Here is a 26,132-nt window from a genome sequence, read left to right as displayed (position 1 = left end):
TGAGAGGCAGTACCCGCCATGCGAGATCCGCTGTCTCTCCTCTCCGACGCCTTCACCTCCCTGCTCTTCGGCAAGGTGGAGACCACCCGGCTGCCCGTCCGCACCTCCACGGGCCAGGCCCAGGCCGTCTACCTGCCGACCGCCGCCCCCGGCCTCGGCGACTCCGGCGTGATCATCGGGCGCGAGGTGTACAGCGGCAAGGGATACATCTACGACCCCTTCCAGCTGTACGGCCAACAGCTCCCGGCCCCGCACTGGCTGGTGCTCGGCGAGTCCGGCAACGGCAAGTCGGCCCTGGAGAAGACGTACGTCCTGCGGCAGTTGCGCTTCCGCGACCGCCAGGTCGTCGTGCTGGACGCGCAGGGCGAGGACGGCGTCGGCGAATGGAACCTCATCGCGCGCGAGCTGGGGATAACCCCCATCCGGCTCGACCCGATGACCGCGATGGACGGCGGCATCCGGCTCAACCCCCTGGACCCGGCGATCACGACCACCGGCCAGCTCGCCCTGCTTCGAACGATCATCGAAGTTGCGATGGGACACGGCCTGGACGAACGATCGGGTTTCGCTCTCAAGGTGGCGCACGCCTACGTCAACGCCACGATCACGGACCGTCAGCCGGTCCTGACCGACATCGTGGAACAACTGCGCCACCCCGAGGCGGAGTCGGCCGAGGCGATGAACGTCGACATAGACGATGTACGGGCCTGGGGACTCGACGTCGCCCTGGTGCTCGACCGCCTGGTCGACGGCGACCTGCGCGGCATGTTCGACGGCCCGACGACCGTCGGCATCGACCTGGACGCACCTCTGATCGTCTTCGATCTTTCGCACATCGATCGAAATTCGATCGCGATGCCGATCCTCATGGCGATCGTGGGCGTCTGGCTGGAGCACACCTGGATCCGCCCCGACCGGAAGAAGCGCATCTTCCTGGTCGAGGAGGCCTGGCACATCATCAACAGCCCCTTCGTCGCCCAGCTCTTCCAACGCCTGCTCAAGTTCGGCCGCCGGCTCGGCCTGTCGTTCGTGGCGGTGGTCCACCACCTGAGCGACGTCGTGGACGGCGCGGCCGCGCGGGAGGCCGCCGCGATCCTGAAAATGGCCTCGACCAGGACCATCTACGCCCAGAAGGCGGACGAGGCACGGGCCACGGGCCGGGTACTAGGCCTGCCACGCTGGGCGGTGGAGATCATCCCGACGCTCACCCCCGGCATCGCGGTGTGGGACGTGAACGGCAACGTCCAAGTGGTCAAACACCTGATCACCGAGCGAGAACGCCCCCTGGTCTTCACCGACCGCGCCATGACCGAATCGGCGGCCACGGACGACATCCTCGCCTCGGAGCTGGACTCCCGGCTCGAATCGGAGACGGAACGCCGAGCGGCCCTCAGGGAACAGCATCTGTCCGCCGCACCCGACTCCTCCGAGTCCACGGTGGCCTGACATGAGCGGACCGGCGGCACCGAGAGAGACCCCACGCGGCATCCCGGACTCGCTCCTGGTCGGCCTGCTGGCCTTCCTGCTGGGTCTGACCGTACTGGTGTGGACGGCCACGGGCCTGGGTGGCCTCCTCACCCAGGGCGCGTGGCCGCCAGGCGTATCGTTCACGCAGAGCCCGATGGCCCTGCGCTCCCTGGTCACCGCCCCGCACGACCTCCCGTCGGCCTGGCCGGACACCCCGCCCCACGCCCTCTCGGGCTACGGCCTGTTCTGGGGCCTGCTGATCGGCGAACTGCTCATCGTGATCGTCCTGACGATCTTCGCGCTCGGGACGTTCACACGATGGCGGGCGGTACGAGCGAGAACAAAGCAGCAAGCCCTCCCTCCCAGAACCCACCCCCTCAACCCAGCCCCTACCAACGGAACCGGCCCTGCGATCCCGACTCCGGCCGCTACCAGCCCCGCGACGCCAGTCGGGAGTGACGCTTCCCTCACCGCCCCCGCTGTGGACAATCGTTTCGCAGGGCGGAACGGGTGGGCACAGCCAACGCCGGTGGCAGACACCCCGGCCGCCGCCACGGACCCCGCGCTGCCGTCGGCGCCCGCACAGGGACTGGCCGGCACACCAGACCCCGTAAACCCCGCAGGGGGCCCGGAGGTACCCACTCCCAGAGTCGAACGACCGGACACCCGGCTCCACTTCGGCCCCCCGGCCGCCCGGCGGCCCCACGCCCTCCAGGCGATCCAGGGCGCGGAGGGCGCGGCCCTGATCGTCACCTCGGACCCGACCCTGTGGGCCGAGACGAAAGACGCCCGGGCCAAACTCGGCCCCGTACACGTCTACGACCCCACCCACCGCTGCGACACCCCCGCCCGCCTGCACTGGTCCCCCACCGCGGGCTGCGAGGACCCCGACACGGCGGCCGCGCGGGCCACCGCGCTCCTGGCCCCCGTACGCCCCCAGGCCCGCGTGGACGCCGCGATGGCCGACACCGCGGAAACCCTGCTGCGCTGCTGGCTGCACGCCGCCGCCCTGGAGAGCCGCGACGGCAAGGCGACGAAGCAGTTGCACCGCTGGGCCCAGGGAACGGCCGCCCACGAAGCCGTACGGATCCTGCGCACCCACCCCAAGGCCCAGAACGGCGGCGCGGGCCTCCTGGAGTCCGCGCTCACCGCGTACCCCGAACGCCGGGAGATCGCCCAGGCGTTGACCGCCCGCGCTCTCGCATGCCTCGCCTCGATCCACATCCGCGACGCCTGCACACCGAACCGAGCGGATTCGCTCGCTCTGGAATCTTTCGTGAACGAAGGGGGCACCCTCTATGTGGTGGGCGAAGCGATCGAGGATCCCCGGTCCGACCCCGCCGCGATGCCCCTCCTGACGGCGCTCGCCTCAGACGTGGTCGAGCGCGGCCGCCGCATGGCCGAACGGTCATCTGACGGTCGCCTCGACCCACCAATGACGCTCGTCCTGGACGACGTCGCGGCAGTGGCCCCCCTTCCCCGCCTTCCGGAGCTGCTGTCGACCGGTCAGGACCAGGGCCTGCCGCCCCTGGTCCTGCTCCGCTCCCCCGAACAGGCCCGCGCGCGCTGGACCGAAGCGCTGACCTGAGAGCGCCGGCCGCGGGCCGAGCCCGCTCGTACGGTCAGGCTCGCACTGTCAGGTCCGTACGATCAGGTTCGTACGATCAGGTTCGTACGAGCTCCATCTCCAAGTCCACGCCGCCGGCCTTCCCCACCACGGGCGCGCACTGCCCCGTCGCCACGAAACCGAACTTGCGGTAGAAGCCCTGAGCGCGCGGGTTGTCCTCGTGGACGTAGAGCCTTACGCGCTCGACGGGCGGCGTCTCCAGCGCCCAAGCCCACTCGACGGCGGCCTCGAAAAGCCGCTCGGTCAGGCCCACCCCTCGGTACTCGTCACGCACGAAGACGCCCACCAAGTGCGCCTGCGGGGCAGTGATCTCCGCGCCGAAGATGTCTTTCGCTCCGACCTCCTCGACCAGCACGACGACCGTGCCCACCAGTTCCCCGTCCGGCGTCTCGGCGACGAACTGCCGGGCGGACGTGCCGCGCGTGACACCCGCCGTCCGCTCCTGCCAGAACGAATCCGGGCGGGCCAGAGCCTGTTCCGGGGTCTCCAGGAACGCGACCGGAGCCACCGGATCGGCCAGCGCGACCAGGCGCAATTCCTTCATCCGCAGCCATTCGTCGGCGCGGACCGGGCGAATCAGATAGTCCATGCGTTCATGCTGGCCACAGCCCCGACCACCCGCAACGTGTTTTGCCGCACCCAGAACGCGAAAAAGCCCCGCACCGTCGACCGTATTCCTACGATCGGGTGCGGGGCTTTCCCCAAAATTTGTTCGGCGGCGTCCTACTCTCCCACAGGGTCCCCCCTGCAGTACCATCGGCGCTGAAAGGCTTAGCTTCCGGGTTCGGAATGTAACCGGGCGTTTCCCTAACGCTATGACCACCGAAACACTATGAAGTTGAACTCGACCGGCACACACCCCAAGGGGCATGCGGGAGTTCATTGCTTCAGAACAAACACAGTGGACGCGAGCAACTGAGGACAAGCCCTCGGCCTATTAGTACCAGTCAGCTCCACCCGTTACCGGGCTTCCACATCTGGCCTATCAACCCAGTCGTCTACTGGGAGCCTTACCCTCTCAAGGAGGTGGGAACACTCATCTCGAAGCAGGCTTCCCGCTTAGATGCTTTCAGCGGTTATCCTTTCCGAACGTAGCCAACCAGCCATGCCCTTGGCAGGACAACTGGCACACCAGAGGTTCGTCCGTCCCGGTCCTCTCGTACTAGGGACAGCCCTTCTCAATGTTCCTGCGCGCGCAGCGGATAGGGACCGAACTGTCTCACGACGTTCTAAACCCAGCTCGCGTACCGCTTTAATGGGCGAACAGCCCAACCCTTGGGACCGACTCCAGCCCCAGGATGCGACGAGCCGACATCGAGGTGCCAAACCATCCCGTCGATATGGACTCTTGGGGAAGATCAGCCTGTTATCCCCGGGGTACCTTTTATCCGTTGAGCGACGGCGCTTCCACAAGCCACCGCCGGATCACTAGTCCCGACTTTCGTCCCTGCTCGACCCGTCGGTCTCACAGTCAAGCTCCCTTGTGCACTTACACTCAACACCTGATTGCCAACCAGGCTGAGGGAACCTTTGGGCGCCTCCGTTACTCTTTAGGAGGCAACCGCCCCAGTTAAACTACCCATCAGACACTGTCCCTGATCCGGATCACGGACCGAGGTTAGACATCCAGCACGACCAGAGTGGTATTTCAACGACGACTCCACAACCACTGGCGTGGCCGCTTCAAAGTCTCCCACCTATCCTACACAAGCCGAACCGAACACCAATATCAAACTGTAGTAAAGGTCCCGGGGTCTTTCCGTCCTGCTGCGCGAAACGAGCATCTTTACTCGTAGTGCAATTTCACCGGGCCTATGGTTGAGACAGTCGAGAAGTCGTTACGCCATTCGTGCAGGTCGGAACTTACCCGACAAGGAATTTCGCTACCTTAGGATGGTTATAGTTACCACCGCCGTTTACTGGCGCTTAAGTTCTCAGCTTCGCAACCCCGAAAGGTCACTAACCGGTCCCCTTAACGTTCCAGCACCGGGCAGGCGTCAGTCCGTATACATCGCCTTACGGCTTCGCACGGACCTGTGTTTTTAGTAAACAGTCGCTTCTCGCTGGTCTCTGCGGCCACCCCCAGCTCAGAGAGTAAATCTCATCACCGGTGATGGCCCCCCTTCTCCCGAAGTTACGGGGGCATTTTGCCGAGTTCCTTAACCATAGTTCACCCGAACGCCTCGGTATTCTCTACCTGACCACCTGAGTCGGTTTAGGGTACGGGCCGCCATGAAACTCGCTAGAGGCTTTTCTCGACAGCATAGGATCATCCACTTCACCACAATCGGCTCGGCATCAGGTCTCAGACTATATGTGCGACGGATTTGCCTACCGCACGTCCTACACCCTTACCCCGGGACAACCACCGCCCGGGCTGGACTACCTTCCTGCGTCACCCCATCGCTTACCTACTACCACCTTGGGTCAGCGGCTCCACCACTCCCCTCAACTCCGAAGAGATCAGGGCGGCTTCACGGCCTTAGCATTAATGGATTCGATACTGGGCGTTTCAAAGCGGGTACCGGAATATCAACCGGTTGTCCATCGACTACGCCTGTCGGCCTCGCCTTAGGTCCCGACTTACCCTGGGCAGATCAGCTTGACCCAGGAACCCTTAGTCAATCGGCGCACACGTTTCTCACGTGTGTATCGCTACTCATGCCTGCATTCTCACTCGTGAACCGTCCACCACTAGCTTCCGCTGCGGCTTCACCCGGCACACGACGCTCCCCTACCCATCCCAGCAGGCGTTGGCCCTATATGCTGGAATGACACGACTTCGGCGGTACGCTTGAGCCCCGCTACATTGTCGGCGCGGAATCACTTGACCAGTGAGCTATTACGCACTCTTTCAAGGGTGGCTGCTTCTAAGCCAACCTCCTGGTTGTCTCTGCGACTCCACATCCTTTCCCACTTAGCGTACGCTTAGGGGCCTTAGTCGATGCTCTGGGCTGTTTCCCTCTCGACCATGGAGCTTATCCCCCACAGTCTCACTGCCGCGCTCTCACTTACCGGCATTCGGAGTTTGGCTAAGGTCAGTAACCCGGTAGGGCCCATCGCCTATCCAGTGCTCTACCTCCGGCAAGAAACACACGACGCTGCACCTAAATGCATTTCGGGGAGAACCAGCTATCACGGAGTTTGATTGGCCTTTCACCCCTAACCACAGGTCATCCCCCAGGTTTTCAACCCTGGTGGGTTCGGTCCTCCACGACCTCTTACAGCCGCTTCAACCTGCCCATGGCTAGATCACTCCGCTTCGGGTCTAGAGCGTGCAACTCAATCGCCCTGTTCGGACTCGCTTTCGCTACGGCTTCCCCACACGGGTTAACCTCGCTACACACCGCTAACTCGCAGGCTCATTCTTCAAAAGGCACGCAGTCACGACGCACTGAGTAAACTCAGCGCGCGACGCTCCCACGGCTTGTAGGCACACGGTTTCAGGTACTATTTCACTCCGCTCCCGCGGTACTTTTCACCATTCCCTCACGGTACTATCCGCTATCGGTCACCAGGGAATATTTAGGCTTAGCGGGTGGTCCCGCCAGATTCACACGGGATTTCTCGGGCCCCGTGCTACTTGGGTGTCTCTCAAACGAGCCGTTGATGTTTCAGCTACGGGGGTCTTACCCTCTACGCCGGACCTTTCGCATGTCCTTCGCCTACACCAACGGTTTCTGACTCGCCTCACAGCCGGCAGACTGTGAAAGAGAGATCCCACAACCCCGCATGCGCAACCCCTGCCGGGTATCACACGCATACGGTTTGGCCTCATCCGGTTTCGCTCGCCACTACTCCCGGAATCACGGTTGTTTTCTCTTCCTGAGGGTACTGAGATGTTTCACTTCCCCTCGTTCCCTCCACATACCCTATGTGTTCAGGTATGGGTGACAGCCCATGACGACTGCCGGGTTTCCCCATTCGGAAACCCCCGGATCAAAGCCTGGTTGACGGCTCCCCGGGGACTATCGTGGCCTCCCACGTCCTTCATCGGTTCCTGGTGCCAAGGCATCCACCGTGCGCCCTTAAAAACTTGGCCACAGATGCTCGCGTCCACTGTGCAGTTCTCAAACAACGACCAACCACCCATCACCCCACCAGAACCTGGTGAGTGCACTGGGGCCGGCGACCGAAGACACAACCTTGACGGCCGTACCTTCAGATACCCAACAGCGTGCCCGGCCCGGTCCTCTCTGGTTCACTTTCCACGCCGAAGCAGTACTAGTGACCTTCAAGAACCGTGCCGAATAGTCAACGTTCCACCCATGAGCTGACCGTGCAGAACATGTGTCTGCAATCGGTACTGTGCTCCTTAGAAAGGAGGTGATCCAGCCGCACCTTCCGGTACGGCTACCTTGTTACGACTTCGTCCCAATCGCCAGTCCCACCTTCGACAGCTCCCTCCCACAAGGGGTTGGGCCACCGGCTTCGGGTGTTACCGACTTTCGTGACGTGACGGGCGGTGTGTACAAGGCCCGGGAACGTATTCACCGCAGCAATGCTGATCTGCGATTACTAGCAACTCCGACTTCATGGGGTCGAGTTGCAGACCCCAATCCGAACTGAGACCGGCTTTTTGAGATTCGCTCCGCCTCACGGCATCGCAGCTCTTTGTACCGGCCATTGTAGCACGTGTGCAGCCCAAGACATAAGGGGCATGATGACTTGACGTCGTCCCCACCTTCCTCCGAGTTGACCCCGGCAGTCTCCTGTGAGTCCCCATCACCCCGAAGGGCATGCTGGCAACACAGAACAAGGGTTGCGCTCGTTGCGGGACTTAACCCAACATCTCACGACACGAGCTGACGACAGCCATGCACCACCTGTATACCGACCACAAGGGGGCGACTATCTCTAGCCGTTTCCGGTATATGTCAAGCCTTGGTAAGGTTCTTCGCGTTGCGTCGAATTAAGCCACATGCTCCGCTGCTTGTGCGGGCCCCCGTCAATTCCTTTGAGTTTTAGCCTTGCGGCCGTACTCCCCAGGCGGGGAACTTAATGCGTTAGCTGCGGCACCGACGACGTGGAATGTCGCCAACACCTAGTTCCCAACGTTTACGGCGTGGACTACCAGGGTATCTAATCCTGTTCGCTCCCCACGCTTTCGCTCCTCAGCGTCAGTAATGGCCCAGAGATCCGCCTTCGCCACCGGTGTTCCTCCTGATATCTGCGCATTTCACCGCTACACCAGGAATTCCGATCTCCCCTACCACACTCTAGCTAGCCCGTATCGAATGCAGACCCGGGGTTAAGCCCCGGGCTTTCACATCCGACGTGACAAGCCGCCTACGAGCTCTTTACGCCCAATAATTCCGGACAACGCTTGCGCCCTACGTATTACCGCGGCTGCTGGCACGTAGTTAGCCGGCGCTTCTTCTGCAGGTACCGTCACTTTCGCTTCTTCCCTGCTGAAAGAGGTTTACAACCCGAAGGCCGTCATCCCTCACGCGGCGTCGCTGCATCAGGCTTTCGCCCATTGTGCAATATTCCCCACTGCTGCCTCCCGTAGGAGTCTGGGCCGTGTCTCAGTCCCAGTGTGGCCGGTCGCCCTCTCAGGCCGGCTACCCGTCGTCGCCTTGGTAGGCCATCACCCCACCAACAAGCTGATAGGCCGCGGGCTCATCCTTCACCGCCGGAGCTTTTAACCCCTCAAGATGCCCTGAGGAGTGTTATCCGGTATTAGACCCCGTTTCCAGGGCTTGTCCCAGAGTGAAGGGCAGATTGCCCACGTGTTACTCACCCGTTCGCCACTAATCCACCCCGAAGGGCTTCATCGTTCGACTTGCATGTGTTAAGCACGCCGCCAGCGTTCGTCCTGAGCCAGGATCAAACTCTCCATGAATGTTTACCCGTAATCGGGTGCACACATCACGTAAGAGCGGGACGGAACCACCGGAATAAGGCGGCCCGTCCACAGCGTCCTCGCTGTGTAATCGCCTGACGACCACATGGGCCGACAGGACTTTTCAAAGGAACCTCGTCCCACCGAAGTGGAGACGGGGTTGTCAATCTGGCGTTGACTTTTGGCACGCTGTTGAGTTCTCAAGGAACGGACGCTTCCTTTGTACTCACCCTCTCGGGCTTTCCTCCGGGCGCTTCCCTTCGGTATTTCGTGTTTCCGACTCTATCAGACTCTTTCGTGTCCGATTTCCTCGGTGCCTTTCAGGTCCTCCCTCGCGGGTTTCCCTTTCCGGCGGCTCCGACTCTATCAGATCCTTTCGGGCCCGATTCCCGGTCTCCCGGGGCCAAGTCGGCTTGTCTTCCCGGCTGTTGGGCCGTTCCGACTCCCGAACTCTAGCGGACTTTCCCGGCAACCCGTAATCGGGGTTTCCGGACCCGATCGAAATGAAATCGGCATGCCGAAAACATTCCCGGTCGGGAGATCGTGCTGAGTTGGGTGGCCGCAGAACCTGCGGCGGATGGTTGGCGCAGAACCACGTGGGCTCCGCACAACTCGAAGAACCTTACGGACCGGGCGGGGGCGTGTCAACCCCGGCCCTGGCTCCTGTCCACTGGTTTTTCAACCGTGCCGCTCAGTCCAGGTACTGCTCAGTCCAGGTCCGTGAGGCGGCCGCCCGCGTCCGGCTGGGCGTGCTCCACCCGGCGCAGCAGGCGGATCAGCAGCTCGCCGAGGACTCCGCGCTCCTGCGGGGAGAGATCCTGGAGGAGGTCTTCCTCGAAGTCGCTGGCCATCCGCATTGCCTCGAGCCACTTCGTACGTCCCTCGTCGGTCAGCTCGACGATGACGCGCACCCGGTTGTTCTCGTCGCGGTCCCGCGTGACCAGGCCCTCGCCGGCCATGCGGTCGATGCGGTGCGTCATGGCGGCCGGGGTGAGGCCGAGGCGCTTGGCGAGTTCGCCGGGGCCCAGCCGGTAGGGCTCGCCCGCAAGGAGCAGGGTCTTCAGGACCTCCCACTCGGCGTTGCTGATGCCGAGTGCCGCGACCTGGCGGCCGTACGCCACGTTCATCCGGCGGTTCAGGCGGCCGAGGGCCGAGACGACCTTCTCCACCTGGGGGTCGAGGTCGCGGTACTCCCGCTGGTAGGCGGCGATCTGTTCGTCGAGGGTCGGCTCCTGGGGGCCGTCGGGCTCGCTGGGCTCCGTGGTCTCAGCCATGGCGCGAGTATGGCACGGCATCCGTTGGCATCTAAGTCCTTGAGTGTGTATTGTTAAGGATCTAATTTTAGTGTTGAAGTCTTCAGCCCTGAGCCCTTCACGTTCGAGCCCTCCGGCTCCGTGCCCTGCTCGGGGCCTCGAACTTCCAGGACTCAAGGTGGTGAGTGTGACCAAGGCGATGGGTGCTGCGATGCGCCGGATCCAGGCGGGCAACGCGCTGAGCGCGTTCGGGCTCGGGTTCACCGTTCCGTACCTCTATGTGTACGTGGCCCAGGTGCGGGATCTGGGTGCGACCACGGCTGGTGTCGTGCTCGCCGTCTTCGCCATGGCCGCGCTGCTCGTGCTGCCGTTCACCGGACGCGTCATCGACCGGCGGGGGCCGCTTCCGGTGCTGGTCGGCGCCGCGCTGCTGGCCGCTGCCGGCGCGCTGAGCATGGGCTTCGCCTCCAGCGTGCCCGCCGCCGTGGCGTCCGCCGCGCTGCTGGGCGCCGGCACCGCCGTCATGCAGCCTGCGCTCGCGACGATGATCGTCTGGTGCTCCGGGCCCGCTACCCGCACCCGCGCCTTCGCCCTCCAGTTCTTCCTCCAGAACCTCGGCCTCGGCATCGGCGGGCTCATCGGCGGCCAGATCGTCGACGAGAACCGCCCCTCCAGCTTCACCCTGCTGTTCTCCGTCGAAGCGGTGATGTTCCTGGTGCTGGCCGCTGTCGCGGGGTCCGCCAGGATGCCGCGCCCGGTGGCGCTCTCGGACGCACGTCCCAAGGGTGAGCATGGCGTCGGCGGCGGAATCCGGGCGCTCCTCGGCCACCGCGCGATGGTGCAGCTGTGCGTGCTCGGGTTCGTGCTGTTCTTCGCCTGTTACGGGCAGTTCGAGTCGGGGCTCGCCGCGTACGGCACCGAGGCCGCCGGGATCAAGCCCGCCACGCTCGGCATCGCGCTCGCCGCCAACACGGCCGTCATCGTGGCCGCCCAGTTCCTGGTGCTGAAGTTCGTGGAGCGCCGCCGGCGCAGCAGTGTCATCGCGTCCGTCGGCCTGCTGTGGGCCGTGGCGTGGATCGTGGCCGGATACGCCGGCCTCGGGCACGGCAGCCAGGCGATGGCGACGGCCGCGTTCGTCTCGACGTACGCGCTGTTCGGGCTCGGTGAGGCGATGCTGTCGCCGACCGTGGCGCCGCTGGTGGCCGATCTGGCCCCCGAGTCGATGGTCGGGCAGTACAACTCGGCGTTCGCCCTGGTCAAGCAGCTCGCGCTGGCGGTCGGGCCGGCTGTGGGCGGGCCCATGGGGGCCGCGCTGCACGGCCCGTACATCGTGACGTTCGTCCTGTTCTCGCTCGGGATCACCGTCCTCGCGCTCCGCCTCGGCAAGAAGCTGACGCTCGCGCAGGACCACCCGATGCTCGCGGCCAGGACGCGCGTGGTCGCGGTGCACCTGCCCGAGCAGGCGTCCGCCCACGCGTGAGCGCCCGGCGCGCGAGGACGTGCCCGAGAGGGTGCTCCCCTCGGGCACGCGGCCCGCGCTAGTGCGGCAGCGCGAACTCGCACCACACCGCCTTGCCGCCGCCCGGTGTGCGGCGCGAACCCCAGGACGAGGCGATCGTCGCGACGATCGAGATGCCTCGTCCTGCTTCGTCCCCGGGGTCGGCGCGGCGGCGGCGCGGCAGATGTTCGTCCCCGTCGGTCACCTCGATGATCAGGCGGCGGTCGGTGCGCCGCAGCCGCAGGCGCATCGGCGGGGTGCCGTGCTGGAGCGAGTTGGCGACCAGCTCGCTCGCGGCCAGGACGCCGAGGTCGCGCAGTTCCATCGGGAAGCGCCAGGAGGCGAGGACGCCGGAGGCGAAGGCCCGGGCGCGCGGGGCCGCTTCGATGCCGCCGAGCAGATCGAGCGCCGCGTTGTGGAAGAGCTCGGCGGACGGGCCGGTGCGGGCGGGATGCTGGCAGACCAGGACCGCCACGTCGTCGTCGTGTTCGGCGGTCACGCCGAGCGAGCGCAGCAGCCGGCCGCACACCACTTGCGGGGTGCCGACCGCGCCGGACAGCGCCCGCGCGAGCGCGGCCACGCCCTCGTCGATGTCCTCCCTGCGGCGCTCCACCAGGCCGTCCGTATAGAGGACGGCGGTGGCGCCGGGCGGCAGGTCGATGGCGCCCGATGTGTGCAGCCAGCCGCCGGTGCCGAGCGGCGGGCCCGTGGGGTCGCCGGCCTGGTGGACGGTGCCGTCCTCATGGCGTACGAGGATGGGCAGGTGGCCCGCCGACGCGTACACCAGGCGGCCCTCGTTGGGGTCGTGCACCGCGTAGACGCAGGTGGCGATCTGGCTGGCGTCGATCTCGGCGGCCAGGCCGTCCAGGAGCTGAAGCACCTCGTGCGGGGGCAGGTCGAGGCGGGCGTACGCCCTTACGGCGGTGCGGAGTTGGCCCATGACGGCGGCGGCGCGCACGCCCCGGCCCATCACGTCGCCGATGACGAGCGCGGTGCGGCCGGCGCCCAGGGTGATCACGTCGTACCAGTCGCCGCCGACCGCCGCGTCGGTGCCGCCGGGCTGGTAGGTGGCGGCGACGCGCAGGTCGTCGGGTTGTTCCAGTTCCTGCGGGAGCAGGGAGCGCTGGAGGGTGACGGCCGTTTCGCGGTGGCGGCGCTCGCTCGCGCGCAGCCTTTCGGTGGCCTCCGCGTGGTCGGTGACGTCGGCGGCGAAGACGAGCACCCCGCCCTCCGCCTGGCCGGGGACCTCCACCGGGCTGCACGTCACCGTGTAGGAGCCGGCGCCCTGGATCCTGCGGGACTTCACGGTGCGGGACGTGCCGCTGCGCAGCACCTGGTCCATCAGCGGGAGCAGGCCGAGCTCGGCCAGTTCGGGCGAGACCTTGGCGGCGGGCGCGCCGAGCGGGCGCGCGCCGAAGGCCGCCACGTACGCGTCGTTGACGTACGCGACGCGGTGTTCGGGCCCGGTCACCAGCGCCACCAGGGCGGGGAGCTGGCCCAGGATGTCGCGCACCGAGAGGTCGTCGAGGGAGGGGGGCTCGGTCACATCGTCCGGCCAGGGCTCCGGTCGCGGCCCGGACGCGCCGCGGGCCGCGGGCACGGAGCCCCGGTCGGAGCGGTCGGTCCGTGCTGCGGCGCGGCGTTGCGTACCGGGGAGCCGGGCGCTCCAGCGCGTGAAGTTCACGGTGTTCCAAGCCTCGTGTGTTGCTGCGGGTGCGGTGCTGCCGGTGCTGGTGCGGTCATGGGTCGCGGGATCACTCTGTGCAGGTATGGGCCCACCTATGGTCACACGCCCAGTGTGACGGACGGCACTGACAACCGTCAGTTGTCGTGGGGGGCGGGCCCCTTGGCGGGCGGCCCGCCACCGGCGGCGATCTCGAACTCGGCGCGGGGGTGTTCCAGTGAGCCGAGCGAGACGATCTCGCGCTTGAAGAGCCCGGCGAGCGTCCATTCGGCGAGCACGCGGGCCTTGCGGTTGAAGGTGGGGACGCGGCTCAGGTGATAGGCGCGGTGCATGAACCAGGCCGGGTAGCCCTTGAGCTTGCGGCCGTAGACGTGGGCGACGCCCTGGTGCAGGCCGAGTGAGGCGACCGAGCCGGCGTTCTTGTGCCGGTAGCGCTTGACGTCCTGGCCCCGCACGGACGCCGCGACGTTCTCGGCGAGCACCTTGGCCTGGCGCACGGCGTGCTGCGCGTTGGGCGCGCACTCCGCGTCCTTGTGCTCGGCGCTCAGGTCGGGGACGGCGGCCGCGTCGCCGGCCGCCCAGGCGTGCTGGACGCCCTCGACGCGCAGCTCGGCGGTGCAGCGCAGCCGCCCGCGTCCGGTCAGCGGCAGATCGGTGGCGGCGAGCAGCGGGGCGGGTTTGACGCCGGCGGTCCACACGACGGTGCGGGTGGGGAAGCGGGCGCCGTCACTGAGGACGGCGACGCGGTTCTCACAGCTGTCGAGCCGGGTTTCCAGGCGTACATCGATGTTGCGGGCGCGCAGCTCGCGGATCGCGTACGTGCCCATCTCCTCGCCCACTTCCGGCAGGATCCGGTCGCTTGCCTCGACGAGGATCCACTTCAAATCCTGGGGCTTGATGTTGTGGTAGTACCGCGCCGTGTAGCGGGCCATGTCCTCCAGCTCGGCGAGCGCTTCGACGCCCGCGTAGCCGCCGCCGACGAAGACGAAGGTGAGGGCGGCGTCGCGGACGGCCGGGTCGCGGGTCGAGGAGGCGATGTCCATCTGCTCGATGACGTGGTTGCGCAGGCCGATGGCCTCTTCGACGGTCTTGAAGCCGATGGCGTGGTCGGCGAGGCCGGGGACGGGCAGGGTGCGCGAGACCGAGCCGGGTGCGATGACGAGCTCGTCGTAGGACAGGCAAAGGGCGCCGGTGCCGTCCTCGGGCGACGCGAGGGTGGTGACGGTGGCGGTGCGCCCGGCGTGGTCGACGCGGTCGGCCTCGCCGATGACGATCCGGCACTTGTCCAGGACCCGGCGCAGCGGGACGACCACGTGGCGCGGCGAGATGCTTCCGGCCGCCGCTTCGGGCAGGAACGGCTGGTACGTCATGTACGGGTCGGGGGACACCACGGTGATCTCGGCCGTGCCCTCGCGCAGCTCGGACTTGAGCCGCCGTTGCAGACGCAGCGCCGTGTACATCCCGACGTATCCGCCGCCGATCACGAGAATGCGCACAGGTTCTGTCACCTCCCCATGACGCAACGGGCTCCGGGCTTTGTCCACAGGCCTGACAAATTGTGTGACTGGAGGGCGGTCCTGAGGCGGTCGGCCCCTTCCGTGCCCCTTGATGGCAAAGTCGCAGGTCAGCCAGTGGGTGACACGTGTGGGCCGGGGTCCGATTCGGTCAGGTTTCGGTCCTTGGTCCGATCGGGGGCCACGCCGCGCGGAGGAACCTCTTCTGAATTGACTCCGGCTCAACTATGTTCGTATCCCGTCGGGGTGCCGGGTGAGGGACCCGTCCCCGGCTGTCAGGGCGGGGAGTCTCCGGGGGGAGACATTAATACCGGGGGATCAATGCACATGCAGGACTCTCATTGGCAGACCGCCGTCGTCGCGGCATCCGACGGAAACGGCCGAGTGAGCACGGACATGGGTGTCGGGGGTGCGCGTTCCGCGCCGCTGCGGGTGGACGCCCAGCGCAATCTTGAGCATGTACTGCGCGCGGCGCGCGAGGTGTTCGGCGAGCTCGGTTACGGGGCGCCGATGGAGGACGTGGCGCGTCGGGCCAGAGTGGGCGTGGGCACCGTCTACCGGAGGTTCCCGAGCAAGGACGTCCTGGTGCGCCGGATAGCCGAGGAGGAGACTTCGCGGCTGACCGACCAGGCGCGTACGGCGCTCGGTCAGGAGGACGAGCCCTGGTCCGCGCTCTCCCGTTTCCTGCGCACATCGGTGGCATCGGGGGCGGGACGGCTGCTTCCGCCGCAGGTGCTGCGGGTGGGTGTGGACGCCGAGGAGGGCGCGGGGGCCGGCGTGGCCGGGGAGGCCGAGGGCGTACGTCCGGAAGGCGCACGCTCCGAGGGGATGCGCTCCGAAAGCGTGCGGGACGGGCTCGACGAGGCGCGGGTGCCGCAGCAGCGTCAGGTCGGCGCGGCCGAACGGGGTCCCGGCTGGGGACGGGTGATCGAGCAGCGGTCGGCTCCCCAGCAGGAGCTGGACGGCACGGGCACCGGCACCGGCACCGGCACCGGCACGGCCGAACTTCTCGCGGTTGTCGGGCAGTTGGTCGACCGGGCCAGGGCGGCGGGTGCGCTGCGCCGCGATGTGACCGTCGCGGACGTGCTCCTGGTGATAGCCACGGCGGCGCCGTCGTTGCCGGATGCCACTCAGCAGGCCGCCGCTTCGGCGCGGCTGTTGGACATCCTGCTCGAAGGGCTTCGCTCCCGTCCGGCCTGAGGGTCAAACGCCGCTCGGATCGCGGTAGTTGCGTGCCGCCGGGCGCCGACGGCGGATCTTCCAGGCTTCCCCTAAAGGGTGACGGCTAGTGCTCGGGTGCGGTAAGTCTCCCCGGATGAGTGGTTGCCGGGCTTGAGGCTCGGCTCCGCTTGCGCTCTGTGGCACGCTTGCCCGGTGGTCGGGTCTGAGCGTGCTTACGGGAGCTTCCGCGATGGGCGTTGAAGAGCGGGACGAGTCGCGCTCGGGCGACGGCGGCCCGGAATCCGGCGGCCCCGGCGGGTCCGACGGGGCGCGTCCGCCCCGCCAGGTGCCGAATCAGGGCGGCCCCCTGAGCGGCCCCGGAAGCGGTGCGTTCGGCGGGCCGATGGCCGTTCCCGGCCAGGTCGGCGCGGATTCCGCCTCCGACGCGTCGGAGGCGCGGGGCCTGAGCGGCGGCACCGTGCTGCCCGGGCCCTGGGGACCCATGGACGGCATCGGCGATCCCGGCACCAGCGTGCCGCCGCAGCGCGAGGGCGGGCTGCGCGAGGGCATGGCCCTGGAGCTCGCCGAGGCGGGGCAGTCCGACGCCGATCTGATCCACGCGATGCGCACCGGCGACGACAGCGCGTACGAGGAACTGTTCCGGCGCCACTCGGGCGCGGTGCGCCGCTATGCCCGCAGCTGCTGCCGGGACGCGCACACCGCCGACGACCTGACGGCGGAGGTCTTCGCGCGGACCCTTCAGGCGGTGCGCGGCGGCGCCGGTCCCGAACAGGCCGTGCGCGCCTACCTGATGACCACCGTGCGGCGGGTCGCCGCGTCCTGGACACGGACCGCCAAGCGGGAGCACCTGGTCGACGACTTCGCGGTCTTCGCGCAGGAGGCGGCGCGTTCGTCCGAGGTGTCCGACGACGACACCATCGACCTCGGCGCCGATGTGCGCGCCATGCACGAGGCCGAACAGACACTGGCCATGCGGGCGTTCCGCTCGCTGCCCGAGCGGTGGCAGGCCGTGCTGTGGCACACCACCGTCGAGGAGGAGTCGCCGAGCGAGATCGCGCCGCTGTTCGGGCTCACCGCCAACGCGACCGCCGTCCTGGCCAGCCGGGCGCGCGAAGGCCTCAAGCAGGCCTACCTCCAGGCGCACGTCTCCAGCGCGCTGACCTCAGGCGGGGACTGCGCGCGGTACGCCGACCGGCTCGGCGCGTACGCGCGGGGCGGGCTTCGGATGCGGGCCGAGCGCGGGCTCAGCAAGCACTTGGAGGAGTGCGCCAGGTGCCGGGTCGCCGTCGTGGAGCTCAAGGACGTCAACGCCGGGATTCCCGCGCTGCTCCCGGTCGCGGTCATCGGCTGGTTCGCCGCCGGGTTCTCGCTCAAGGCGGCCGGGGTCGTGGCGGGCGGTGCGGCCGGAGCGGCGGGCGCGGGCGCCGCGGCCGCCGCGACGGGCGGTGGTTCGTCCGGCGGCGCGGCCGGGACCGCCGCCGTGTCGGAAGGGCTCGGCGCTCCCGCCAAGGCGGGGATCGCGGCGGCGGTGGCCCTCGCGGTGGCGGCCGGCGTCGTGTTCGCGCTCGCCGGCAACGACTCACCGCCGCCCAAGCCCGACGCGAAACCGCCCGCCGTCGCCCCCGTCGTACCGCCCAAGCAGCCGCCTCCTGCGTCCCCCGAGCCGCCCCCGCCCCCGCCCCCCGCGCCCGCGCCGCCGCCGAGGCCCGCGCCGAAGAAGCCGGTGGCCAGGCCCGCGCCGCCGCCACCGGCCCGGCCCAGGCCCACGCCGCCTCGGCCATCGCCACCGCCCGCCCCCGCCCCCGCTCCGCCCGAGCCGGCGCCCATGCCTCCCCCGCCACCGCCCGCCCCGGCCGTCTACCAGGTCAACCGCCTCCAGTACGGCCTCCTCGGCGACGGCACCAAGCCCGAGGTACGGCTCGCCGATTCGAGCTGGCTGTGGCAGCGCTCCGGCCTGCGCATCGGTGACCGGCGCTATCCGCACGGGGTGACCGTGCACGGCCGCTCCTCGGTGACCATCGACCTCAACCGCCAGTGCCGCGCCTACGACGCGTACGCCGGCCTCGACCATCTGTCGCTGGGGCTCGGCGTGGTGCGCTTCTCGGTCTACGGCGACGGGGCCCTGCTGTGGCGCTCGCCCGTCCTGCGGGGCGGGGACCCGGCGGTGCCGGTGCACGCCGACCTCGCGGGGCGCGGGACGATCCGGCTCGTGGTCGAGCCGGAGGGCCCGTTCGGCTCGGCGGCGCTCGCCGACTGGGCGCGGTCGCAGATCAGCTGCGCCTAGCGGGCGCTTAGCTCCCGGCGCCCAAGCTCGGCGGGCGCTCAGCTCCCCGCACCCGGCTCGGCAGGCGCTCAGCTCCGCCCGGCGGCCGGCTCGGCGCCGGTCAGCGGGTCGGTCAGCGGCGGGATCGCGGCCGGGGTCAGGTCCGTGCCGGCCGCGCGCGCGGCCTCGTACTCCTCGGGCGTCAGTGCGCGCAGTGCCCGTGCCGTGATGGACTCCGCGGTCTCCGTCTCCGGGACGGAACGCGGGATGCCGGCGCGCCAGGCGGTGGCCGCCGCCAGGACCCGTACCGCGCGGGCGTGTTCGCCGAGGTCGCCGAGGAACTGGGCCACGCGTTCGGCGAGATGGGCCAGGACGAGTTCGGTGCAGTGGCTGTCCGCCGCCTTGCGCAGCGCCCGCGTCATGCTCCGCAGACCCGCGAGGGGGCCCGACTCCAGGGCCGCGACCCGGGCGTCGAGTGCGTCGAGCAGCGCGACGAAGTGCGGGGGCGAGTGCGGCGGGCCCGTCGTGGCGAAGTCGATGGCCTGGTCGCGCAGGGCGAGCGCCGCCTCGATGTCGCCCCGGTCGAGGGCGATGGTGGCGAGCAGCGAGTGGACGTAGGGCATGGCCTCGGCTGTCCGGCAGCGCCGGGCCTCCGTCGCCGCCTCCGACAGGGCCTTCTCGGCGCCGTCCAAGTCGCCCTCGCGGTAGCACAGTTCACCGACCCGGGCGGTCAGGAACGGGGTCTCCTGGTAGGCGCCGACCTCGCGGGAGAGTTGCAGCGCCTCCTCGTAGGCGGAGCGGGCGAGCGCGGGCATGCCCCGGGTCATCGCGGCCTCGGCGGTGGCGCCCGCCACCTGGGCGCGCATCCAGCGGTCGCCGACCCGGCGGCCCAGTTCGCGCAGCTCGGCCAGGTCGTCGTCGACGCCGTCGAAGCCGCCGGGCATGTCGATGGCCATGTGGGTGCGGAACATCAGGCCCACCGCGACCGCCCAGTCGTCGCCGTGGCGGCGGCAGTTGGCGACGACCGCGTCGATGGAGTCGCGCATCATGCCGGGCGGGTCGGTGTTGAAGGAGGAGAAGGGCCAGAGCAGCCCGGGGAAGCGGGCCGCCTCGGGGCCTCCCGGCTCGAACGCCCGCCGGATCCGGTTGAGACGGTCCTTGACCGCCGGGTCGGCGAACCCCTGGTCGCGGTCGGTGTCGGAGAGCAGGAAGAAGCGGAGCAGATCGAGGTGGAGCCGGGACCAGTACCGGGGGTCGGACTCGTCGGCGGGGACGGGCGAGAGGGAGGCCACGGACCCGGCCCACGCGGCGCCCTCGGAGCGGTAGTTGCGCAGCCACCAGAACCAGCCCATGTCGAGCGCGATCGCGCAGGCGGCTTCCTCGTCGGCGCCGGGCGGGGTCGTGGTGCGGCGCAGCACGGCCCGGATGTTGTCGAGCTCGGTCTCCAGGCGGCGGATCCAGGGGAGCTGTTCGTGGGAGCGTACGAGGGGTTCGGCGCGGCGGACCAGGTCGCGGTAGTACGCGGTGTGGGCGTCGGCCGCCGCGCGCAGCACCTCGGGGGTCTCGGCGGCGCGCTCGACTGCGTACTCGTGGATGGTCTCCAGCATGCGGTAGCGCATGCCGCTGCCGTCGTCCGCGGGGACCGCGATGACCAGGGACTTCTCGACGAGGGCGGCGAGGTCGTCGGTGGCGCCGCACACCGCTTGGGCGGCCGTGAGGTCCCAGCCGCCGGCGAAGACGGAGGCGCGGCGCAGCACGTCGCGTTCGGCGTCGTCGAGCAGGCCCCAGGACCAGTCCACGACGGCCCGCAGGGTCTGCTGGCGCGGAAGGACGGTGCGGCTGCCGCTGGTCAGGAGGCGGAAGCGGTCGTCGAGGCGGTCGGCGATCTGGCGCGGGGTCAGCAACCGCAGGCGGGCGGCGGCCAGTTCGATGGCGAGCGGCAGACCGTCGAGGCGGCGGCAGATCTCGGCGACGGCTTCGGGGTCGGCGCCGGGGTCGAAGTCGGGGCGCACCGTGCGGGCGCGCTCCGCGAACAGGCGGTGGGCCGGCAGCGGCGGCAGCGGCTCGACCGGGCGGACCGCCTCGCCGGGCACGCCGAGCGGTTCACGGCTGGTGGCCAGGACGCGGAGCCCCGGGCAGCGGGTGAGGAGGGTTTCGGCGAGCTCGGCGGCGGCGCCGATGACGTGCTCGCAGTTGTCGAGGACGAGCAGGGTGTCCGGCCACTGTGAGAGGTCGTCGACCAGGCGGGCGGTCGGGTCGGTGTGGGCGGGCTGGCCCTCGCGCGTGAGCAGGGCCGTCTCGCGCAGGCCGAGCGCGGAGATCACGGCGCCGGGCACGGCATCGGGTTCGTCGAGCGGGGCGAGCTCCACGAGCCAGGCCGGCGTGTCCGACGCGGCCGCCGCCTGCTCCGCGAGGCGGGTCTTGCCGGTGCCGCCGGGGCCGGTGAGGGTGACCAGGCGGGAGGAGGCCAAGTCGGCCCGGATCGCCGCGAGTTCGGGCTCGCGGCCCACGAACGAGGTCAGCCGGGGACGCAGGTTGCCCTCGGCGGGCCCGGCCGGATCGGGCTCCTCGCGCAACAACTCGGCGTGCAGCGCGGCCAGTTCGGGCCCCGGGTCGGCGCCGAGGGAATCGGCCAGGGTACGGCGGGCCTTGTCGTAGGCGGCGAGCGCGTCGGCCCTGCGGCCCTGGGCGCGCAGCGTCCGGATGAGCTGGGCGTGCAGCGTCTCGTCGTAGGGGTGGGCGGCGAGCAGTTCCGCGAGTTCGGGCAGCAGTCCGTCGGTGGCGCCGCGCCGCAGGTCGGCCTCGATGCGGTGGCGCAGCGCGACCAGGCGCCGCGCCTCGGGACGCACTGCGGCGTGGCGGTCGGGCAGGTCGGCGAGGGCGGGGCCGCGCCACAGGGCGAGGGCGGCGCGCAGGGTGGTGGCGGCGGCTTCGGGGTCGCCCGCGGCGAGCTGGGCCGCGCCCTGGGCGGCGCGCTCCTCGAACGCGTACAGGTCGACGGCGTCCGGCGGCGCGGCGAGGCGGTAGCCGGCCGGGCCGGACTCCACGGCCTCCTTGCCGATCGCGCGGCGCAGCCGGCCGACCAGGGCCTGGAGCGCGGCGGGCGCGTCCTGGGGCGGGTCGTCGGCCCATACGTCGTCGATGAGGGCCGGTACGGGAACGGCGCGGCCGGGGCGCAGGGCGAGCGCGGTCAGGAGCGTACGCACACGGGGCCCGCCCAGGGGTATGGCGGTGCCGGTGTCGTCGTGCGCCTCCGTGGCGCCCAGGATCAGGTACCGCACGGGTTCATTATGGCGGGGCGGCCCGCGCGCGCCGCGCCCACGCTTCGGGGGAGGCGGCGCGGACCCGGCTCACGCCCGCAGCGTCGGGCGCCTTGGCGGGGTCACGCCGCCCGCCACCGCGCGCTGTTTCGGCGCCGCCGTGCCCGTCCAGCACGTTCCCCTGCGGGCCAGCAGGCGGCGCAGCCACAGCTCGGTGGAGACCAGGTCGGCCAGGCCGTCAAGGGGCAGGGGCTCGCCCGCGGCGGCGGCCCGCAGCGCCTTGCGGACCGTGCGGGCCTCGATCAGGCCCGCGTCGGCGAGCAGCGGCGCCTCGAAGAGGGAGACCAGCGGGTCGGCGTACTGGCGCAGACCCGCGCGGGCGGCGGCCGTGGAGGGCGCGTGGGAGGGCGCGCCCCAGCCGGGGGGCAGGTCGCGCACCCCGGACGCCGACAGCACCGTACGCAGGATGGTGGCGCGGGCGCCCGGCTGGACGCGCAGGGATTCGGGCAGGGCCCGGCAGGCGCGGACGACCTGATTGTCGAGGAAGGGCGCGTGCAGACGCTGGCCCCGGACCTCCGCGGCCTGTTCGAGGACGCGGTGGTCCGATGCGTAGCGCGCGAGGGCGGCTGACGCGCGGGCCTCGCCGGGGCGCTGGCTCGGCGCGGGCCGGGTCGCCGACGCCATGAGGCGAACCGATACTTCCGCCAGCGCCTCGCCGGTGAGCCAGCGGGCAGCGGGGCCCGGCCGGGTCCACGACAGGGCGGCCAGGGAGACCGACAGCGGGCTCGCCTCGTCGTCGAAGCGGGGCTCGCGCAGGGCGTCCGCCGCCGATTCGATGCCGGTGCGGTAGGGGGTGCGGGCCAGGCGGCGGGCCGCGCGGTAGACGGTGAGCGGGACGAAGAGGGAGTGGGCCGAGGGGCCGCCCGTCTTGGCGAGGGCCGTCGCCGGACGGAGCAGATGCCGACGCTGACGGTCCATCAGAAGGTCGGCGAGGCGCGCCGGATGGGCGTCGAGTACCTGGCGTGCGCCGCTGCCGGTGAAGTGGTCGGCGCTGCCCGACAGGAGGCGTGCGCGGTGGCGGGGGGCCGTGATGAGGCAGGGGCCCGGTTCGTCCGTGAGGGGGCCTTCGAGGTCGGCGTAGGGCAGGGCTTCATCGCCGCCCGTCACCACCACGTGGTGCAGGCGGGGGTTGGCGGCCATCGCGCCGGCCCGTTCCAGTTCGGCCTGCCCGCCCGGCACGGTGAGGTCGTTGAAGGTGACGGCGAGCAGGCGCTCGCCCGCGCCGGTGCCGTGGCCGAGCACCGTGCCGGGCGCCCCGGGCAGGCCGGCGGCGAGCAGGGCGAGGGTGGCGGAGGCGGGCCCTCCGGAGAGGTCGGAGCCGATGCCGGGCGCCGGGCCCCCGCGTGCCGCGCGCCGCTCGGCGGGGCCCATGCCGGGGACCGGGCCCGGGTCGGGCGGCGGGGTCTCGGGGGCGTGCCGGGGCGCGGTGAGCCGGGCCCGCACCGCGCGGACCAGGGCGTCGCGCACGCCGTCCACGGCCTCGGCGGGCGCCCGCTGGGGCGCGGCCACCGCGAGCGAGGCGAACGGTTCGTACCCGGTGATCTCACGCGAGCCCTCGCGCAGGACGAGTGCGTGCCCGGGCGGGATGCGGCGCACGCCCGCGTACGGAGTGGAGTCACCCAGCGCCTCCGGTACGTCGGGGCAGGCGAGCAGGGCCGCGAGGTGGCCGATGTCGAGCTGGGCCTCGATGAGGTCGGCGAGCGGAAGTGCCGCCGTGGCGTAGGCGGTTCCGCCGGCCCAGGGGGTGTGGAAGACGGGCCGGGCGCCCGCCAGGTCGCCCACCACCGTGATGCGGCGGGCGACCTGGGCGACGGCGGTGTAGCTGCCGGGCCACGCGGACAGGTGGCGCAGCGCGCCGCCGCGCGCGGCGAACAGGCCGAGGCGCAGCTCCTCATCGGTGGCGGCGCAGCAGCCGAGGACGGCGAGGCGGGTGTCGGCGCCCACGCTGACCAGGCGGATCTCGTCGGGCCGCCAGTCCCCCACGGCCCACAGCGGATCCGGGTCGCCCCACAGGAGCTGGGCGCCCACGGGGTGGACCGTGCGGCCCTCGTCCGGCTCGCCGACCGCGCCGGCGGTGCGGCCCTGGCCGTCGGGAGCGCCGTACGCGCCAGTTCCGTACGCGCCCGCTCCGTACGTAGTCGTTCCGTACGCGGTCGTTCCGTACGTGGTCGCGCGGAAGCTTGCGGCGACGCTGCTCCACCCCACCAACCATCGCATCGCGCCTCCACAGGCTGTGGACAACTCGTGGACAACCCCGGGCCGGCCGCCTTCTGACGTTACGTCAGATGCAGCCGGGACGACTTCCCGTCAGGGCGCTCCACGGGGGCCCGAGGAGGCCGGAACCCCATGCTGCCACGACAACCGCGCCCGAGAGGGGCTACCGGCCGCGCGCAAACCAAGTGAACACACGCCGGGGGATGGCCGATTGACGCCGTTCCCGGGACGCACGGGACAGGCCGGGCGGGATCGGCGAGATGCCGTCGGCCGCTCCGGCGAGGGGCGACATCCAGCCATTCTTGGCCGCCGTGACCGTCGCCCCGCGCGTCTCTGAAGGCCCACAACACACAGTCCGGGAGGCGCCGTTCGCCTCCCGGACCGGTCCGCCGCCCGCGGGGATTGAGGCGGCGGTGTCCCCCAGCCCGCCGTATCCATGCGGCGGGCCGACCCACGCACCACACATGGAAGCGTCCCCCTGGGGGCCCTGCGAGAGCGCACGGCCGGGCGCACGGCCACACGTCGGGAGCGCGGCGGCGGCCGGCGCCGCCTCACCCCCGGCGCAACGCGTCCGCGCCCGCGCCGGCGCCGGGGGCGTCGGCGGGCGACCGTACGGAAAACAATCTCGCCATACGGAAGACCGCCCCTTAACGGTCGGGATGCGGCGAACTACGCTGTGTTTACTGCTGTTCCTCACGGGTGGCATATTCCCGAGGGCACGGCCACATGCTTTTGCGGCCGACGAACCGGACACCACACCACCCGGGGAACGCCGTCTGTGTCGAGGGGTGGCGCATGTCCAGGGAGCAACGCGGGCCCAACGAGAAGCTCGGCACCGTTCTCGCCCTCGCGGGAATCAGCAACGCGGGCCTCGCCCGCCGGGTCAACGACCTCGGCGCGCAGCGGGGCCTGACCCTTCGCTACGACAAGACGTCCGTGGCGCGGTGGGTCTCCAAGGGCATGGTGCCCCAGGGCGCCGCGCCGCATCTCATAGCCGCGGCCATCGGCGCCAAGCTGGGCCGGCCCGTCCCGCTGCACGAAATCGGCCTCGCGGACGCGGACCCGGCCCCCGAGGTCGGGCTCGCCTTCCCGCGCGACGTTTCGGAGGCGGTGCGCTCGGCGACCGATCTGTACCGGCTGGATCTGGCCGGACGGCGCGCGGGCGGCGGCATCTGGCAGTCCCTCGCGGGCTCCTTCGCGGTCAGCGCCTACGCCACCCCCGCCTCCCGCTGGCTCATCACCCCGGCCGACTCCTCGGTGGCCCGCAGCACCGACCTGACCGACCTGCCACCGCTGAAGGTCGGCCACAGCGACGTGGCCAAACTGCGCGAGGCCGCCGAGGACGCGCGCCGCTGGGACTCCAAGTACGGCGGCGGCGACTGGCGTTCGTCCATGGTGCCCGAGTGCTTACGGGTGGATGCCGCCCCGCTGCTGCTCGGCTCCTACAGCGACGAGGTGGGGCGGGCGCTGTTCGGCGCGACCGCCGAGCTGACCCGGCTCGCCGGGTGGATGGCCTTCGACACCGGCCAGCAGGAGGCCGCCCAGCGCTACTACATCCAGGCCCTGCGCCTCGCGCGCGCCGCCGCCGACGTACCGCTCGGCGGCTATGTGCTCGCCTCTATGTCGCTCCAGGCCACCTACCGGGGCTTCGCCGACGAGGGCGTCGACCTCGCGCAGGCCGCCGTCGAACGCAACCGAGGCCTGGCCACCGCCCGCACCATGTCCTTCTTCCGCCTGGTGGAGGCCCGCGCCCACGCCAAGGCCGGCGACGGGCACCCCGCGGAGGCCGCCCTCAAGGCCGCCGAGTCCTGGCTCGAGCGCTCGCGCGAGGGCGACTGCGACCCCTCCTGGCTCGGCTTCTACTCCTACGACCGCTTCGCGGCGGACGCGGCCGAGTGCTACCGCGACCTGAAGGCGCCCCGCCAGGTGCGCCGCTTCACCGAGCAGGCCCTGTCGCGGCCCACCGAGGAGTTCGTCCGCTCGCACGGCCTGCGCCTGGTGGTCAGCGCCGTGGCCGAGCTGGAATCGGGCAATCTGGACGCGGCGTGCGCGGCCGGCACCCGGGCCGTCGAGGTCGCGGGCCGCATCTCCTCGGCGCGCACCACCGAGTACGTCCGCGATCTGCTGCACCGCCTGGAGCCCTATGGGGACGAGCCGAGAGTCGCCGAGCTGCGCGAACGCGCGAGGCCGCTGCTCGTGACCCCGGCGTAGCGGCCGTCCGGGACGTTTACCGGGATTGTCAGTGGGCCAGTGCAGTATGTGGTG

At 70.0% G+C, this 26,132-nt stretch carries 12 protein-coding genes and 3 rRNA genes; 6 read left to right on the top strand and 9 right to left on the bottom strand.

The window, feature by feature from the left end; all coding sequences use genetic code 11:
- Positions 1-18 precede the first annotated feature (18 nt).
- Both ABR738_RS22050 and ABR738_RS22045 read left to right on the top strand, forming a co-directional pair.
- Positions 19-1,446, top strand: a complete 1,428-nt coding sequence (locus tag ABR738_RS22050; protein ID WP_350231699.1) for an ATP-binding protein — start codon at positions 19-21, stop codon at positions 1,444-1,446.
- Between the two features lies 1 nt (position 1,447).
- The gene (locus ABR738_RS22045) at positions 1,448-3,055 is read left to right on the top strand and encodes a type VI secretion protein (protein ID WP_350231698.1); all 1,608 of its coding nucleotides are present in this window, start codon (positions 1,448-1,450) and stop codon (positions 3,053-3,055) included.
- A gap of 76 nt (positions 3,056-3,131) precedes the next feature.
- On the opposite strand, the gene ABR738_RS22040 is transcribed toward ABR738_RS22045, so the two are convergent.
- The 5 genes from ABR738_RS22040 to ABR738_RS22020 all read right to left on the bottom strand — a co-directional run bounded on the left by ABR738_RS22040 (position 3,132) and on the right by ABR738_RS22020 (position 10,213).
- The gene (locus ABR738_RS22040) at positions 3,132-3,683 is read right to left on the bottom strand and encodes a GNAT family N-acetyltransferase (protein ID WP_350231697.1); all 552 of its coding nucleotides are present in this window, start codon (positions 3,681-3,683) and stop codon (positions 3,132-3,134) included.
- A 121-nt stretch (positions 3,684-3,804) separates the two neighbouring features.
- Positions 3,805-3,921, bottom strand: a 5S ribosomal RNA gene (gene rrf / locus ABR738_RS22035).
- A 90-nt stretch (positions 3,922-4,011) separates the two neighbouring features.
- Positions 4,012-7,136: ribosomal RNA gene (locus ABR738_RS22030) — 23S ribosomal RNA — on the bottom strand.
- Positions 7,137-7,413: 277 nt separating this feature from the next.
- Positions 7,414-8,939 (bottom strand): 16S ribosomal RNA (locus tag ABR738_RS22025).
- The 16S, 23S and 5S rRNA genes sit together here, the layout of an rRNA operon.
- Positions 8,940-9,646: 707 nt before the next feature.
- On the bottom strand, positions 9,647-10,213 hold the full coding sequence (locus ABR738_RS22020) for a MarR family winged helix-turn-helix transcriptional regulator (protein WP_350231696.1): 567 nt from the start codon (positions 10,211-10,213) through the stop codon (positions 9,647-9,649).
- A gap of 178 nt (positions 10,214-10,391) precedes the next feature.
- Between ABR738_RS22020 and ABR738_RS22015 the strand changes: the two genes are divergently transcribed.
- Complete coding sequence (locus ABR738_RS22015; RefSeq protein ID WP_350234682.1) at positions 10,392-11,672, top strand: MFS transporter; 1,281 nt, start codon at positions 10,392-10,394, stop codon at positions 11,670-11,672.
- 58 nt (positions 11,673-11,730) lie between these two features.
- Here ABR738_RS22015 and ABR738_RS22010 read toward each other — a convergent pair whose 3' ends face one another.
- Positions 11,731-13,374: an ATP-binding SpoIIE family protein phosphatase gene (locus ABR738_RS22010; RefSeq protein ID WP_350231695.1), complete on the bottom strand. Its 1,644-nt coding sequence runs from the start codon at positions 13,372-13,374 to the stop codon at positions 11,731-11,733.
- Between the two features lie 137 nt (positions 13,375-13,511).
- Positions 13,512-14,870: an NAD(P)/FAD-dependent oxidoreductase gene (locus tag ABR738_RS22005; RefSeq protein WP_350231694.1), complete on the bottom strand. Its 1,359-nt coding sequence runs from the start codon at positions 14,868-14,870 to the stop codon at positions 13,512-13,514.
- Between the two features lie 339 nt (positions 14,871-15,209).
- Between ABR738_RS22005 and ABR738_RS22000 the strand changes: the two genes are divergently transcribed.
- Positions 15,210-16,088, top strand: coding sequence for a TetR/AcrR family transcriptional regulator (locus tag ABR738_RS22000; RefSeq protein ID WP_350231693.1), 879 nt, complete (start codon positions 15,210-15,212; stop codon positions 16,086-16,088).
- Between the two features lie 211 nt (positions 16,089-16,299).
- The gene (locus ABR738_RS21995; RefSeq protein ID WP_350231692.1) at positions 16,300-18,354 is read left to right on the top strand and encodes a sigma-70 family RNA polymerase sigma factor; all 2,055 of its coding nucleotides are present in this window, start codon (positions 16,300-16,302) and stop codon (positions 18,352-18,354) included.
- A 68-nt stretch (positions 18,355-18,422) separates the two neighbouring features.
- Here ABR738_RS21995 and ABR738_RS21990 read toward each other — a convergent pair whose 3' ends face one another.
- Both ABR738_RS21990 and ABR738_RS21985 read right to left on the bottom strand, forming a co-directional pair.
- Positions 18,423-21,614, bottom strand: a complete 3,192-nt coding sequence (locus ABR738_RS21990) for an AfsR/SARP family transcriptional regulator (protein WP_350231691.1) — start codon at positions 21,612-21,614, stop codon at positions 18,423-18,425.
- Between the two features lie 69 nt (positions 21,615-21,683).
- The gene (locus tag ABR738_RS21985) at positions 21,684-23,870 is read right to left on the bottom strand and encodes an asparagine synthase-related protein (RefSeq protein ID WP_350231690.1); all 2,187 of its coding nucleotides are present in this window, start codon (positions 23,868-23,870) and stop codon (positions 21,684-21,686) included.
- 792 nt (positions 23,871-24,662) lie between these two features.
- Between ABR738_RS21985 and ABR738_RS21980 the strand changes: the two genes are divergently transcribed.
- Positions 24,663-26,078: an NsdA family TPR-like regulatory protein gene (locus ABR738_RS21980; RefSeq protein ID WP_350231689.1), complete on the top strand. Its 1,416-nt coding sequence runs from the start codon at positions 24,663-24,665 to the stop codon at positions 26,076-26,078.
- Positions 26,079-26,132 lie beyond the last annotated feature (54 nt).

The organism is Streptomyces sp. Edi4, from assembly GCF_040253615.1.
In the GTDB taxonomy this organism is placed as follows: domain Bacteria; phylum Actinomycetota; class Actinomycetes; order Streptomycetales; family Streptomycetaceae; genus Streptomyces.
This window is presented reverse-complemented; position numbering and strand designations above follow the sequence as displayed.